Raw genomic sequence first — 13,634 nt, 5'->3', positions numbered from 1 at the left:
GGGTGTAGCTCCAATTGGCAGAGCAGCGGATTCCAAATCCGCGTGTTGGGAGTTCGAATCTCTCCACCCCTGCCATATATCAGGCTCTGACTTAGGTCAGGGCCTTTTTTGTATCTGGTTTCTTCTCATTATTACAGCTTATTTCTACTCTTATCCCGTAAGTATGGCTTTCTGCTGTACTTTGGCAGCATTTAATCTACTGAACGAACGAAACTACAGTTAGCTGTAATGATCAGTGGCCCGAAATTTTAATAATAAAGGGGAATCACTATTTATATTTAGTTACACTCAACCGATCTGGATTAATGAGTAACTATGTATGGATATATCTCGTCGACGCTTTCTTCAATCATCCTTAGCAATCTCCGCGCTTACCGTTCTACCTGCATGTTCTCTATCTAGGAGCACTAATAAGCAGAGGCAATATATATACGATATCACTGCAGAGCCTTCTACTGCAGAATTTATCCCTGGGTTTAACACAGACGTACTCGCATTTAATGGTTCGATTCCAGCGCCTACGATTCGTTGTCGCCAAGGCGAGAAAGTTATAATTAGGTTTACTAACAAGCTTTCAGAGCCGACTACAATCCACTGGCATGGCTTGCGAATCCCTATTGAAATGGATGGTGTACCTTTCTTAAGCCAGCCGCCTATCATGCCGGGTGAAACATTCGCTTATGAATTTACACCGCCAGATGCAGGCACGTTTTGGTATCACCCCCACATGAATAGCGTTAAGCAACTTGGTATGGGCTTAGTTGGGCTAATTATCGTTGAAGAGGCTGAGCCTGTTCTATTTGATGAAGAACAGGAAATAGTTCTAAAGCATTGGCATTTAGACAAACAAGGTCAGTGGAAGAACCTTATGGTACCGCGCTTGAGCGCTCGTATGGGGACTCCCGGAGAGTGGAGTAGCGTCAATGGTGTGCATGAACCTGTTTATACGCTGAAGCAGAATGCTACCACGCGATTAAGAATTGCTAATGTCGATAACACCATTACTTACCCGATCGCTATTGAAGGTGCAGAGGCTTGGGTTATCGCTATTGATGGTAACCCTGTTAAAACGCCTTACAAGCTCACTCAGCATAAAATTGGTCCAGGAATGAGGTTAGATGTCGGATTGATTGCTCCAAAGGCTGGAAAACGTGTTTATGTGCGTCAAATGAAAGGACGCTTCCCATTCCCTTTGTGCGAGTTTGACGTTGTTGAGTCTGATCTGTCGAACAACCAGAAACTGCCTTTATTACCTCTCAACCCTGTGCCAGCTCTCGATTTGAAAAATGCAGAGCAAATCGATTATGTGTTTGAGTGGGAGGGGGCGATCACTCCTGCTGATAAATCGGGCAAAGCGATCCCCCAATTCTGGCTGATGAACAAACGGGCTTGGGAGGGAGTGAGCAAAGATAATATTCCAGCGCCGCTTTCAACATTGGAGATGGGAAAAACCTATATCTTCAACCTAAAGAACGTCACCCAATATCATCATCCTATTCATCTTCATGGACACACATTTACGGTTCTTGAGTTAGATGGCAAAAAACTCGACGAACCGTTTCATACCGATACGGTCTTACTTGGAAAAAACGGCAGTGCGAAAGCGGCATTTGTTGCAGATAACCCAGGGCGTTGGATGTACCATTGTCATGTAATTGAACATATGAAGACGGGTTTGATGGGTTACATTGAAGTAAAGTGACTCCCGTAACTTTTAAAATCTTGATAAGTTTTAAGCGCTATACTTTGCTGAATTCTAAGATTGTATAATCACTATTGCCGTAAATTTGATTACAATGTCGCCATTAACTTTTCTGGGGGAATTATGGGACAACTATCCGTTTTGGGTTTTATTGCATTGGGTGGTGCATTTGGTGCATGTTCTCGTTACTTAATTTCTGAACTTTGTGTCATTTTATTGGGGCGTGGTTTTCCATATGGTACGTTAACCGTTAACGTTGTTGGCTCATTTATGATGGGCTTATTGATAGCAGCTTTCGATAATGAACTTTTGGCAACGGAACCTTGGCGACAAGTGATTGGCTTGGGTTTTTTAGGCGCACTAACGACGTTTTCCACCTTCTCGATGGATAATGTTTTGCTTATGCAGCAGGGCGCTTTCTTTAAGATGGGGTTGAACGTATTGTTGAATGTCGTGTTAAGTATTTCAGCTGCGTGGATAGGCTTTCAATTATTGATGCGCAGCTAGCAAAGTAGTTAAAAATTGAACAGGTCGGCTTGGTTTCACCAAGCCGTTTTTATATACTGACATCACTTGTCGGAGTGCCATAAGGCTGAGACCGTTAATTCGGGATCCGTTGAACCTGATCAGATTAGAATCTGCGAAGGGAACAAGAGAAGATATTCACACCGGAGTTCTTTCTGGTTGATCTATCAAAAGTCGAATGTTGTTACAGGCAAATATCGTAAGCTTTAACTAGCCTTAATTTGACTCCTCTTGTCGCATCTATCCGCCAAGCATTTTTATCCAATTACTTTTTATCTAGTATAACAAAGCAAGGAAAAATGCTATGTCGAGTCGCAAACAAGCGAGACTGGAAGCAAAACAGTTCATTGATACACTCTCGGTACAACCGTACCCCAATTCAAGCAAAGTCTACGTAGAAGGCTCACGTCCAGATATTCGTGTGCCAATGCGTGAAATATCACTCGCTGATAGCCTTATTGGAGGCACAAAAGAAGCGCCTATTTTCGAGCCTAATGAGCCAGTACGCGTTTACGATACCTCGGGTGTATACACAGATCCAGAGCACACCATAGACCTCTATAGCGGCTTACCTAAGCTGAGAGAAGGGTGGATTGAAGAGCGTGCCGATACTGAGCTACTTGATGAAGTAAGCTCGGTGTACACCAAAGAACGCTTAGAAGACGAAACACTAGACGATCTTCGTTACGGTAATCTACCACGTATTCGACGTGCCAAAGATGGCCATTGTGTGACCCAATTGCACTATGCTCGCAAAGGTATTATTACCCCAGAAATGGAATATATCGCGCTGCGTGAAAACATGGGGCGTGCCAAGTATCGCGATGAAGTGCTGAATCAACAGCATCCGGGTCAAAGCTTTGGTGCGAACCTACCAAAGGACATTACTGCAGAGTTTGTGCGTAAAGAAGTCGCCGAAGGTCGCGCTATTATCCCTTCTAATATCAACCACCCAGAATCCGAACCAATGATCATTGGGCGTAACTTTTTGGTCAAAGTGAACGCCAACATCGGTAACTCATCGGTCACTTCTTCGATTGAAGAAGAAGTAGAGAAACTAGTGTGGGCGACGCGCTGGGGTGGCGATACCGTTATGGATCTCTCTACTGGACGCAATATTCACGAAACTCGCGAGTGGATTCTACGTAACAGTCCGGTTCCGATCGGTACCGTGCCAATGTACCAAGCGCTTGAGAAAGTGAACGGTGTTGCGGAAAACCTTAACTGGGAAGTGATGCGCGATACCCTGATTGAGCAAGCAGAGCAGGGCGTTGACTACTTTACTATCCATGCCGGTTTACTACTTCGTTATGTGCCAATGACTGCAAAACGCGTTACTGGCATCGTCTCTCGTGGTGGTTCTATCATCGCGAAATGGTGTTTAGCGCATCACCAAGAAAGCTTCTTATATACCCACTTCCGAGAGATCTGTGAAATCTGTGCTAAGTATGATGTGGCACTTTCTCTCGGTGATGGTCTGCGTCCTGGCTCGGTGGCCGATGCTAACGACGAAGCGCAATTTGCAGAGCTTCGTACCCTTGGTGAGTTAACCAAGATAGCGTGGGAATACGACGTACAGGTGATTATCGAAGGTCCTGGTCATGTTCCAATGCACATGATCAAAGAGAACATGGAAGAACAGTTAGAGCACTGCCATGAAGCTCCTTTCTATACCCTTGGCCCATTGACGACAGACGTTGCTCCAGGTTACGACCATATTACTTCAGGTATTGGTGCTGCCATGATTGGCTGGTATGGCTGTGCGATGCTTTGCTACGTCACTCCTAAAGAGCATCTTGGTTTACCAAACAAAGAAGACGTGAAAGTAGGCATGATAACTTACAAGCTTGCTGCGCACGCCGCGGATTTGGCGAAGGGACATCCTGGTGCACAAGTTCGTGATAACGCGCTTTCTAAAGCTCGCTTCGAGTTCCGCTGGGAAGACCAATTCAACTTATCACTCGATCCAGATACCGCGCGCGCTTTCCATGACGAAACCTTGCCTCAAGAGTCTGGAAAAGTTGCTCACTTCTGTTCGATGTGCGGGCCAAAGTTCTGCTCGATGAAGATCTCGCAAGAGGTTCGAGAATATGCGAAAGACACAGAGCAAGTTGCTGCGGACCAAGCTATCTCAATCAAAATGCTGGATGACCCTCTTGAGGGGATGCGTCAGAAATCGCAAGAATTTAGAGAGTCAGGTTCTGAGCTATACCACCCAGCAGCACATGCCGAGGTGAGTGACTAATGAGCAAAATCCTTATTCCGTCATCGTTGATTGAACTGACAGGTTTAGTTCAGCAATGTTTGTTGTTGGCGAAAGAACAGGGTTTTTGCATTGAAGACATTGAGTTGGGTGTGAGCCCAACTCAATCTATTCAGCTTGTTCGCGGCCAACAGACCACACACATAACGACTGATCTCATTGATGATTATGACTCTGAGAATGAGAGTTCATTTGTGCTCTATTACCGCTCTGCTTTATCGGTAGAAGCGTGTGCTAAGCAACCGTCGAAAGCGATTCATATTGGCATTGCTGATACGCAGGTATCCGATGAAAAGGAGAAAGTGTTTCAGCTTGATATCTGGCGTCACCCAATTAACAACGAAGTGAGAGCGCTTTCCGTTAAGTCCAAATTCAACGCAATGTTCAATCCTGAACATCACCTTGCTTGGATAGTAACGCTGACAGTACTCGATTTTCCTATCGAAGATGCGTTAACACTTGCTCGAGGAATGCTAACTCAGCAAGCGAATGTTTCACGTGAAACACTGTTGAATGACAACCTTGATGAGGGAAGATCTACTCGGTGGGCTGACCAATTTGATGATTTCCCCACACCTGTACTGGAGGATAACCGACTAGGTATTCAAGTTGGTTGGTCTGCACAAGGCGAGAGCGTTAGCTTTCCAACTCTGACTAAGCAAAGTCTAGGGCTCTACCCAGTCGTTGATGACGTTGCTTGGATTGAGCGTTTACTGCCACTAGGCATCAACACTATTCAACTGCGAATCAAGGACCCACAACAAGCCGATTTAGAACAACAGATCATTCGAGCAATTGAGCTAGGTCGTCAGTATCAAGCACAAGTGTTCATCAATGACTATTGGCAGTTGGCAATCAAGCATGGCGCTTATGGTGTTCACCTAGGACAAGAAGACATAGAAGAATCGAATTTGGCTCAGCTAACTAAAGCCGGCATTCGTCTTGGTCTTTCTACTCATGGTTATTATGAGCTACTGCGCATCGTACAAATTCATCCTAGTTACATCGCGCTAGGGCATATTTTCCCAACCACCACAAAACAGATGCCATCGAAACCACAAGGTTTGGTGCGCTTGTCTCTTTATCAAAAGCTGATTGATAGCATTCCTTACGGAAACACAGAGTTGGTTTTCCGTCCCGCAAAAGACAAAGCAGGTAGTGACTATGTGCTTGGCTTTCCGACGGTCGCGATTGGTGGCATTGACCAATCTAATGCAGACCAAGTTTGGCGCACAGGCGTCTCTAGTTTGGCAGTTGTGCGTGCTATTACGTTGGCAGAATCACCTCAGTTCGTTATCGAGTTTTTTGCACAACTGATGAAGGAAAGACAGCTAACGTTTACTGATCAGAATAGTGAGTTGGCGCTTAGTAAGAGAGGCGAGCATGCTCACGGATAAGCAGTTCCTTCGCTATCAACGTCAAGTCGCTCTGCCAGAAATTGCCGAAGTTGGGCAAGAGCGTTTGAGCAAATCGCATGTGCTGATCATCGGTTGTGGTGGATTGGGGAGCGCAGCGAGTTTGTACTTGGCGTCAGCGGGCGTTGGTAAATTGGTTGTAGTCGATGACGATGAAGTTGATAGCAGTAACCTACAACGTCAGATCATTTATCGTGAACAAGACCTCCAAGTTGCGAAAACAAAAGCGACTGTAAAGCAACTTACTGAACTTAATACTATGGTTCAAATTCGTGCTATCAATAAGCGATTAGACAAAGCACAGCTTCAGCTTGAGGTGATGCTAGCGGATGTGGTGCTCGACTGCACCGATAACATGCCAACGCGTCAGCTAATTAACCAAGTTTGTTTCGAGCAAAATACGCCACTCATCTCAGCGGCGGCAATTGGTTGGCAAGGGCAATTTGCTGTCTTTGATTACCAAACACCAAGTGAACAAGAAGTGCAGAGTAAAGCCTGTTACCGCTGTTTGTATCCGTTTGACGAATTACCACAAAGTCAAAAATGCAGTGAGAGCGGTGTTGTCGGCCCGGTAGTGGGCACACTTGGTAACTACCAAGCGATAGCGGCAATTCAAAAACTGGCGACGGGAAAGTTTCATGTCGAGACTGCCAAGTTGCATCTGTTTGATGGGTTGAAACTGCAATGGCAAACCATGGCGATAAGCAAAGACAAACAGTGCCAAGTATGTGCTCAGATTTAGCTTACGAGTATACGAGTAATAGGCAGAATTAAGAGAGTTGGAAGCAATGACGTTATCAGAACAACAAACAACACAAATGACCGCTGCTGACTTAGATGTGATCACTATTGTCATCAATGACCAGTCACATCGAGTTGCCAGTGAGTCGAATCTACAGCAAATCATTAGTCAATTTGCGCTACCAGAAAAGGGCTGCGTTTTTGCAATTAATAACAATGTTGTGCCGCGCAGTGAGTGGGCTAGCACAGTTCTTTCACAGGGAGATAGTATCTCTTTGTTTCAAGCGATCGCAGGGGGTTAAAGTCGATGCTTAAAATTGGTGATAAACAATTCGAATCAAGACTGTTCACGGGAACCGGGAAGTTTGCCAACAGCCGATTAATGGCAGAAGCGATTCAAGTGTCGGGATCTCAACTTGCGACTATGGCGTTGAAGCGTGTGGATGTGAACGACCAACAAGACGATATTTTGCTGCCGTTAGTACAAGCGGGTGTGAACTTATTGCCAAACACATCAGGTGCAAAGAATGCTAAAGATGCTGTGTTTGCTGCACAACTGGCGCGAGAAGCGTTGGGTACTAACTGGCTAAAACTGGAAATTCATCCAGACCCGAAGTACTTGATGCCAGATCCAATTGAGACACTTGCAGCCGCTGAACAGCTGGTTCGTGAGGGTTTCATTGTCCTTCCTTATTGTCATGCTGACCCGGTTCTATGTAAACGATTGGAAGAAGTAGGCTGTGCTGCAGTCATGCCATTAGGTGCGCCGATCGGTTCTAACAAAGGGATAGTTTCTCACGATTTCCTAGAGATCATCATCGACCAAGCTAATGTTCCTGTCGTTGTTGATGCGGGTATTGGTGCTCCTTCACATGCCGCGCGTGCGATGGAAATGGGCGCGGATGCCGTGCTCGTCAATACAGCGATTGCAGCTTCGAGCGATCCCGTTGCGATGGCGAAGGCATTTAAGTTGGCGGTAGAGTCCGGGCGTATGGCTTATGAAGCTGGACTTGCCGGTAAGGTTTCTCATGCGGTTGCGTCGAGTCCACTGACGTCATTCCTAGATGAGCTTTAGTCCTAGATTGGTTTAGCTATTAAGCGAGGAAAACATGAGCTTCGTTGAACAATTTAAGCAGCTTAATTGGGATGACATCTCGATGTCGATCTACGCGAAAACGGCACAAGATGTCGAGCGAGCATTGAATAAACCCAAGCGTGATTTGGAAGACTTTAAAGCGCTAATTTCACCAGCGGCTGAAGCGTACTTAGAGCAAATGGCGCAGCTGTCATACTCGGCAACTCGCAAGCGTTTTGGTAATACCATGTCGCTTTACATTCCACTGTACCTTTCTAACTTGTGCGCCAATGCTTGTACTTATTGTGGCTTCTCTATGGAGAACAGAATCAAGCGTCGTACTTTGAATAGGGACGAAGTGGCTGCAGAAGTTGAAGCCATTAAACGCATGAAGTTTGATAGCGTATTGCTGGTGACTGGCGAGCACGAAACTAAAGTGGGTATGAAATACTTCCGCGAAATGGTGCCTATGATTAAGAAGCGCTTTAACTATTTGGCGATGGAAGTACAGCCACTTGATCAAGACGAATACGCTGAGCTCAAGACATTGGGTTTGGATGCGGTGATGGTCTATCAAGAAACGTATCATCCTTCGACTTACGCCGAGCACCATTTGCGTGGCAACAAGATGGATTTCGAATACCGATTGGATACACCCGATCGTCTTGCAAAGGCGGGCATTGATAAGATAGGTATTGGTGCTTTAATAGGATTGGAAGAGTGGCGAACAGATTGTTTTTATGTGGCAGCGCACTTGGACTATCTTGAGCGCACATATTGGCAGACTCGTTACTCAATTTCTTTCCCACGTTTACGTCCTTGTAAGGGCGCGCTCCAACCCAAATCAGTCATGACGGATAAACAGCTTGTGCAGTTGATCTGCGCTTATCGCCTGTTGAATCCAGAAGTGGAGTTGTCATTATCGACTCGTGAATCACCAAAGTTCAGAGACAATGCATTACCGTTAGGAATCACCAGTATGTCTGCTGCATCTAAAACTCAGCCGGGTGGTTATGCGATGGATGATGTTGAACTCGAGCAGTTTGAGATCAGTGATGAGCGAAGTGCGGGTTCTGTGGAAGATATGATTCGAGCCAAAGGCTTTGATCCTGTATGGCGAGATTGGCACTCGGCGTATTCTGGTTAATCAGCAAATAAAGACACTGGTCATCGTTATGTTTCACGTGAAACATAAGTAAAGAAAAGAGGGTTGATGCAAAACATCAACCCTCTACTTTTTTCTAGCTTCTAGCTTCTAGCTTCTAGCTTCTAGCTTCTAGCTTCTAGCTTCTAGCTTCTAGCTGTGTGCTACTGGTAGCGTTGCTTGACGAAGCCACTCTTTCACATCACCCTCAACAAGTGGGCTGATCTCATCCCATACCTTCTGATGGTAATCATTCAACCAAGCAAGCTCTGGACGAGTTAGCATATCAACATTGATGTTGCGCTTGTCGATTGGACAGCGTGTTAGCGACTCGAATGACAGAACAGGGAAGTCACCGTTAGTTGGGGTTTCAACAACAAGCTCTAGGTTCTCGATACGGATACCAAACGCATCCGCACGGTAGTAACCTGGCTCGTTGGACAGCACCATGCCTTCTGTTAGAGGCACGTCGATTTGCTTCTTCGAAATGCTTGCTGGACCTTCATGAACACTTAGGAAGTGACCAACACCGTGACCAGTACCGTGATCGTAATCGTAGCCCTCCGCCCACAGGTGCTGACGAGCTAGCGTATCGATTTGGTAACCACGTGTGCCTTTCGGGAAACGTGCACGTGCAACACCGATGTGGCCTTTTAGCGCGAGAGTGAATTGTTTAATCATCTCTTGTGAAGGCTGACCGATCGCGATGGTACGCGTGATGTCTGTCGTGCCATCTAGGTACTGACCGCCTGAATCCACTAGGTAAAGTGTGTTCAGTTCTAGCTTGCCAGGTTCAGGTTGGTTCTCGTGATTATAGTGACACATCGCCGCGTTGCCACCTGCTGCCGAGATAGTATCGAAGCTAAGATCCATAAGTGTCGGGTCTTCGCTGCGGAACGCTTCCAGTTTGTCTGCCAGCGTCGCTTCATCATGCAGGTTACCCGCAACGACTTCAGCATCTAACCAAGAAAGGAACTTACTCATCGCTACGCCATCACGGATATGACATGCTTTCATGCCTGCGATTTCAACAGCGTTCTTTGCTGCTTTTGGCATTAGGCATGGATCAGCTTTACTCACCACAGATGCGCCAGCGTTTTGTAGAACCAGCTTAAACCACGCGTTACTTGTCGCAGGGTCAACCAGTACATTCTTGCCAGTTAGGTTTTCTAGTCGTGCTTGCAATGCTTCTGGGTGATGAACCGTCACGCCGGCACCAACATGAGCGTCAAACTCAGCAGGTAGACGAGCAGGATCTAGGAAGTATTCCACGCTTGAGTCTGAGTGCAGAATCGCGTGAGAAAGAAGAACTGGTAGACGTGATACATCTAGACCACGAACGTTGAGCAACCAACAGATAGAATCAAGTGCTGTGATCACCGCGCTGTCTGCGCCGGCTTTTTTCACGAGCTCTGCGATTTCTTGGCGCTTACTTTCACTTGATTGACCAACCGCTTCTGTTGCCATTAGGCGAACGTCAGAAACCACAGGAGCAGGGCGGTCGTGCCACAGCTCATCAATTGGGTTGCTGTCGAGAATCTTAAGCTCAAGTGCGCCAGCAAGTTTTGCTTGTGCCATGTCTAGCCAAGCAGCGTTGTGCATGCGAGGGTCGATTGCCACAGACGCGCCATTTGCAAGATGGTCTTTAATCCAATCTAGTGCAGGCTCTTCAATCAAGTGACGGTATTCGAATAGATCAGCAGGAACCTGCTTTATTACTTGTACTGTGTAGCGACCATCAACAAAGATAGCGGCTTTGTCTTTGGTGATTACCGCAGCACCAGCAGAACCAGTAAAGCCAGTTAGCCAATGTAAACGCTCGTTGTGCGCTGGTACGTATTCGCCCAAGTACTCGTCTTCATGTGGGACAAGTAGGGCATCAATATTATGTTGTGCTAGCCATTCGCGAATTGCATTCACGCGGCTTTGGGTATCGTTGTGCATCTGTGTTATTCCTTCAAATTACCGCTCCTTCATGCTCAGGTGTGGGAGCTGTTTCCATCTGCTTCATGCAGTTTACGATTCCATTGAGGTTCGCAATCACTTCAATAGAGTCGGAGTACAACTAGGCCATAGATGAGCCAAAAAGGACTACGACAGTTAAGCTACTCATTTTAGCCGCTAAGCGCAAATTGAGTGCGGTGTTTTTATCTAAGGTGATCGGTTTTTTGTGTGATCATCGTACGTAGCCAGCCTAATGCAGGGTCGTTTTCTCTATCTCGGTGCCAGAATAAAGTGTAAGCCATAGGTGGGAATTCTAACGGTAGTGGCAGCACGACCAAATCAAGCTGTTTGGCCGCAAGTTGCACAAAATGACTTGGCGCAGTAAAGATAAAGTCGGTGTATGAACATAAACTTGCGGCACTGTTAAAGTCGGGCACAGTGACGGCAATATCGCGGTCGGCGCCAATATCTGCAAGGCGATAATCTAGCAACCAACGGTCGTTGCCATCACAACGCACCTGTACATGGCGTAGGGCGAGATAGGCTTCCAGATTCCAAGGTTGTTTTAGCGCAGGGTGGTTTTTGCGAATAATGCACATTTGGTAATCACGATAAATTTCCAACTCGCAAATGTCATCGGGTGGTTGAAGAGTCAGCTTGGCATCGTTTATATCGATATCTTTTCCAGTTAAGCCTAAATCCAGTTCGCCGCGTTGAAGCATTTTAAATGTATTATCCGACCACGGGTGTGTGCTAATTGTCACGCCAGGTGCTTGTTGAAAAATCGCCGGTAAGAAATGGGGTAGAATGAGAGGGTAGACACTCTCTACCGCTGCTATTTGAAAACGGTATTCACTGCTTTGCGGAGAAAACTCTTCGGGTTGAGTCAGCACTTCTAACTGATTTATCAACAGATCCAGTTTCGGTTTAAGAAACAATGCGCGCGGCGTAGGTGTTAATCCATGTGAGTTTCGAGTGAAAAGAGGGTCATCAAATTGAATGCGCAGTTTAGCCAGTGATTTACTTACGGCGGATTGGCTTAAGCACAATCGGTGGGCCGCACGAGTAACGTTTAACTCTTCAATCAGCACTTTAAAGCAGACCAATAGATTTAAATCGATACGAGCCAGTTTTTCGACGTTCACAGTGAATTTCCTCTGAGGAATAATGCTCATGATTATACATCATTTCCATTCATATCATCAGATGATTAAGCTTTACCCAAAGTTCTTTATCCAATTCGGAGTGTTGTGTGTCTAGCCAGTTTTCTAATAGTAAAAAACAGATGGCGTTATTGACCCTTTTGGTTCTTTTCAGTCCTTTAGCGATTGATATTTATCTACCTGCTTTACCTCTTATTGCTTCCACTTTTCAGGTCGATAATGCGCTAGCACAAGACACGATCACTTGGTTCTTATTTGCTATGGGTGTTGGTCAGCTATTCGCAGGTCCCCTAGCAGATAAACTCGGACGTCGAACTGTTGCATTGGGCGGTATCACCATTTACGCGATGAGCGCTTTATTGGCGTGGAGTGCTCAAAATATTGAGTGGATGTTGGTTTCCCGACTGCTACAAGGCTTAGGTGCGTGTGCGACATCGGTAGCAGCCTTTGCAACAGTTCGCGATATCTTTGGCCCGGAAAAAAGCGGCAAAATGATCAGCTACCTTAACGGTGCGATTTGTTTCATTCCGGCTTTAGCTCCAATTCTAGGTAGCTGGTTAACTCAGCAATTTGACTGGCGTGCTAACTTTAGCTTTATGGCGGGTTTTGCTGTGGTGTCTGGATCATTGATGTTTTTCATGATGAAAGAGACTAACCCGTCAACAGAAAAGCAAGCCGTGTTTAAGCTTAGTCGGTATTGGGCAGTGCTTAGCACACCATCTTTTGTTTTCCATGCGTCATTATGCTTGATGGCGATGGCGGTTATTCTTGCTTACGTTACCTCAGCACCGTCGGTATTGATGACGGGGATGGGGCTGTCGATGAATGAATTCACTTTCTGGTTTGGTGTAAATGCGGTGATAAACATTGCGGCATGTATGCTGGCGCCTAAGTTTATGGAGCGCGTTGGAACTCACAACACCTTGGTCACCGGGATCTCAACTCTGGGTCTCGCAGGTGTGATCATGCTAGTGATGAATGGTCAGAATACCGCGCTTTCTTTCATGTTACCTATCTTTATGTCTTCTGTAGGTTTTGCATTCATTCTGGGTGCAGCGGCAGGGAAAGCGTTAGAACCGTTTGGTGATAAGGCGGGCACGGCAGCTGCACTGCTTGGATTGTTCCAAATGAGTGGCTCTGGTTTGTTGGTGGGTACACTGCAACGCTTATCTCTGGATCCACAAACCTTGATCGCAATTCATATGTGGGTCCTATTACCTGCGTTGGTCGTTCTGTTTACAAAAGCAGGGAAGAACTGGCACTCGAGCTTTGCGAAAGCGTAAATCAGTGTAATTTAGTATTTTCCAATGTAAGTAAGGCGTGTATATTTGTCACTCAGACTTTTCCTGACACCATAACGGAACTCAAAAAGTAATGTCGTTAACCACGTATGAAATGGCTCGTATTCTAGAGCAAATGGAAGATTCACCAGAAAAGGTGATGTTTGGCAAGTTGCTTAATGAGCTGGGTAATCAAAGCTCCGAGCGTATTCGTAGTGCGGCGAAACAAGTACCTCTGCCAATTTTGCGTGATATCGTGTACCAATTTCAGCAAGTGATTGAGTCACGCAAAGATGAACAAGTCGAGCAGATGGCAAAAGACCTCGCTCAGCAAGGTATCTCAGCAGAAGAGCTACTGGCTTACTTGAATAAATAATAAAAA

At 46.0% G+C, this 13,634-nt stretch carries 12 protein-coding genes and 1 riboswitch; of the genes, 10 read left to right on the top strand and 2 right to left on the bottom strand.

The window, feature by feature from the left end; genetic code table 11:
• Positions 1–319 precede the first annotated feature (319 nt).
• From R7Z49_RS21185 to thiH, 8 genes are all read left to right on the top strand, one after another.
• A complete protein-coding gene (locus R7Z49_RS21185) occupies positions 320–1,702 on the top strand; it encodes a multicopper oxidase family protein (protein ID WP_318111983.1) in 1,383 nt (460 codons plus the stop codon).
• Between the two features lie 123 nt (positions 1,703–1,825).
• Positions 1,826–2,209, top strand: a complete 384-nt coding sequence (gene crcB / locus R7Z49_RS21180) for a fluoride efflux transporter CrcB (protein ID WP_005378811.1) — start codon at positions 1,826–1,828, stop codon at positions 2,207–2,209.
• Positions 2,210–2,269: 60 nt separating this feature from the next.
• Positions 2,270–2,368, top strand: a riboswitch (TPP riboswitch).
• A 163-nt stretch (positions 2,369–2,531) separates the two neighbouring features.
• Positions 2,532–4,472: a phosphomethylpyrimidine synthase ThiC gene (thiC, locus tag R7Z49_RS21175; protein ID WP_005378810.1), complete on the top strand. Its 1,941-nt coding sequence runs from the start codon at positions 2,532–2,534 to the stop codon at positions 4,470–4,472.
• Positions 4,472–5,887, top strand: coding sequence for a thiamine phosphate synthase (locus R7Z49_RS21170; protein WP_186584586.1), 1,416 nt, complete (start codon positions 4,472–4,474; stop codon positions 5,885–5,887). The genes thiC and R7Z49_RS21170 overlap by 1 nt, the downstream gene beginning before the upstream one ends.
• Positions 5,874–6,647 (top strand): HesA/MoeB/ThiF family protein, encoded by a 774-nt coding sequence (locus R7Z49_RS21165; protein WP_017821777.1) that lies wholly within the window; start codon positions 5,874–5,876, stop codon positions 6,645–6,647. The genes R7Z49_RS21170 and R7Z49_RS21165 overlap by 14 nt, the downstream gene beginning before the upstream one ends.
• Positions 6,648–6,693: 46 nt before the next feature.
• The gene (gene thiS / locus R7Z49_RS21160) at positions 6,694–6,948 is read left to right on the top strand and encodes a sulfur carrier protein ThiS (protein ID WP_017821778.1); all 255 of its coding nucleotides are present in this window, start codon (positions 6,694–6,696) and stop codon (positions 6,946–6,948) included.
• 5 nt (positions 6,949–6,953) lie between these two features.
• Positions 6,954–7,721, top strand: coding sequence for a thiazole synthase (locus R7Z49_RS21155; RefSeq protein WP_005397059.1), 768 nt, complete (start codon positions 6,954–6,956; stop codon positions 7,719–7,721).
• A 34-nt stretch (positions 7,722–7,755) separates the two neighbouring features.
• Positions 7,756–8,868, top strand: coding sequence for a 2-iminoacetate synthase ThiH (gene thiH, locus R7Z49_RS21150; RefSeq protein WP_005386233.1), 1,113 nt, complete (start codon positions 7,756–7,758; stop codon positions 8,866–8,868).
• Between the two features lie 150 nt (positions 8,869–9,018).
• Here the strand turns inward: thiH and R7Z49_RS21145 are convergent, their stop codons facing one another.
• Positions 9,019–10,809, bottom strand: coding sequence for an aminopeptidase P family protein (locus tag R7Z49_RS21145; RefSeq protein ID WP_132937341.1), 1,791 nt, complete (start codon positions 10,807–10,809; stop codon positions 9,019–9,021).
• A 203-nt stretch (positions 10,810–11,012) separates the two neighbouring features.
• Positions 11,013–11,954, bottom strand: coding sequence for a LysR family transcriptional regulator (locus R7Z49_RS21140; protein ID WP_005378791.1), 942 nt, complete (start codon positions 11,952–11,954; stop codon positions 11,013–11,015).
• Positions 11,955–12,094: 140 nt separating this feature from the next.
• Here R7Z49_RS21140 and R7Z49_RS21135 point away from each other — a divergent pair, with 140 nt between their 5' ends.
• Together R7Z49_RS21135 and R7Z49_RS21130 are read left to right on the top strand one after the other, a co-directional pair.
• The gene (locus R7Z49_RS21135; RefSeq protein ID WP_005378788.1) at positions 12,095–13,255 is read left to right on the top strand and encodes a multidrug effflux MFS transporter; all 1,161 of its coding nucleotides are present in this window, start codon (positions 12,095–12,097) and stop codon (positions 13,253–13,255) included.
• A 91-nt stretch (positions 13,256–13,346) separates the two neighbouring features.
• Positions 13,347–13,628, top strand: coding sequence for a hypothetical protein (locus R7Z49_RS21130; RefSeq protein WP_005378786.1), 282 nt, complete (start codon positions 13,347–13,349; stop codon positions 13,626–13,628).
• Positions 13,629–13,634 lie beyond the last annotated feature (6 nt).

The sequence above is a fragment of the Vibrio sp. 1562 genome (assembly GCF_033340155.1).
GTDB lineage: Bacteria > Pseudomonadota > Gammaproteobacteria > Enterobacterales > Vibrionaceae > Vibrio > Vibrio alginolyticus.
This window is presented reverse-complemented; position numbering and strand designations above follow the sequence as displayed.